Genomic DNA, 1,651 nt, shown 5'->3' with positions numbered 1-1,651 from the left:
GCTGCCTCCAGCGCTTTCGTGTGCTCAACATCCACCCCAGTCACGCCGCCACCCCTGCAAGCTGAGCCATCAACTGGCGGCCAACAAACTCTGCGCTGGTCACTGACCTCATTTTTGGCCGCCCGTCAACAAAGCATGCCGCTTACCCTTGCGATGTCGCGCTATCGCTTCCGTTGCGACTTCCTTGCCGCATTCGCACGAAACAGTCTGGCCTCGGCGCTGACTGCGGCGAATGCGCTGAAGTTCCATCTTGCGAGCGTGCTCCTCGGGAGTGACGCCAACTCGGAGGCGGCGTTCTGCGTTGCGTGCGTATACGCATGTCCGACACTTGCGCTTGTTGTTGTCCCATATCAGGTTCTTGCTTGCGTACTCGTGACCTTGCGGGCAGTGGGTCACTGGGAAGTCAAACGCCTTGTGGCATGACTTGCACAACGGGATGTAGTCGTCAGGATTATCCGAGTAGGCACCGAAACGATCTTCGGCGGTAACAATCCCCGGCTTCCCATGATTCAGTGCCCAATCGTCTGCCGGCAGATCGCAGTGCTCGCAATGCTTCTCCGCGGCTCGACCGTTCACTTTGCGATTTCGGTTATGCGCTGACATGTACCCCATTGAGACTCCTCATGAGTTGCTGCCCAATAAGTTCGGTGAATTTCGGGGGGATGCATTCAGTGATCTCCTGGTGGGTTTCCATCCATGGAACCTCCATTGCCTCACGCCACTCGTCGAGTGTCCCCTTGCCTCCACCCTTGCCGTAGGGGGCGACATATGGTCCGTCGTAATAGGTCCCATGCCTCCACCCTCGAACCCGGCCGCGATGCTTCCGATGCTCCGGTTGCGTGACCTCGAAGCCTGTGACTTCGAAGTAGCGGTGCCGGATCACGCCGAGCCCGAACATTTCTCCGCAGAGGGTGAGGTCGCGTCGGAGGTCTGAGCCTTGGACGTTTTCGATGATTGTCGGCACCGTGAGTTTCGCGAAGGCTGCACGTGTGGCGGGGATCAGGTTGATGTGGTTGCCGGCGGTTGCTCTCTGATTCCCTTTGATGAGGGTGCATGATGCCTGGCATGGCGGGGAACCGTGTACGGCGTCGTATTCGTGGCCGTGTGCGGCGAGGTATTCGAGTGCGTCACCTTGAACAAAGGCATCTCCGGCGTAGTTGGGTTGGGGGTTGATGTCGACGCCTGTGACGTGGAAGCCTGCGTTTTGGTATCCGCGGGCAGCGCCACCAGCGGCGGAGAACAGGTCGAGGATGTTGTAGGTCATGCTCACCCCTCCTCGGCCGCAACGAACGGGGCGTACTCGGCGAGGGTTCTGGACGTTTCGCGGTAGTTGTCGACGTACCCGAACTGGCCGTCCGCCAACTTGACCAACCCACTTCCCTCCCGGTCTTTGAACGGGACGCCTACCGGCACGTCTTCGATCCGCTGCCACGGTCCGGTTTCGGTGGGGGCAGGGGCAACCGGCGAGGAGGTGGGGTTGTTCCACCTGAGACCTTCGCGGTCGGCGTGGACGCCGGAATGCCTAGCGGGGAGTACGCACAGACGCACCGCGCACTGTTCCGCTTTCGTCTCCTCCTCGGCGGGTTCGGCAGGGCTGGGCCTGTCGTTGCCCTCGTCATCGAACGGACCAAGTTCCGTGGTGAATGGGTGG

3 protein-coding genes are annotated in these 1,651 nt (G+C 60.7%); 1 reads left to right on the top strand and 2 read right to left on the bottom strand.

What is annotated here, in order from left to right:
• A partial coding sequence (locus M1L53_RS32985; protein ID WP_261949506.1) for a hypothetical protein occupies nucleotides 1-423 on the top strand: 423 nt, incomplete at its 5' end.
• Nucleotides 424-589: 166 nt separating this feature from the next.
• Here M1L53_RS32985 and M1L53_RS32980 read toward each other — a convergent pair.
• Entirely contained in the window at nucleotides 590-1,264 is a 675-nt protein-coding gene (locus tag M1L53_RS32980) for a DNA methylase (protein WP_261949505.1), read from the bottom strand.
• 2 nt (nucleotides 1,265-1,266) lie between these two features.
• Nucleotides 1,267-1,651 (bottom strand): hypothetical protein (locus M1L53_RS32975; protein ID WP_261949504.1); only part of this gene is annotated, 385 nt, incomplete at its 5' end.

This window comes from Rhodococcus sp. T9N, from assembly GCF_024436645.1.
GTDB lineage: Bacteria > Actinomycetota > Actinomycetes > Mycobacteriales > Mycobacteriaceae > Rhodococcus_F > Rhodococcus_F qingshengii.
The sequence above is the reverse complement of the archived record's forward strand: the minus strand, read 5'-3'. Positions and strand labels throughout refer to the sequence as shown.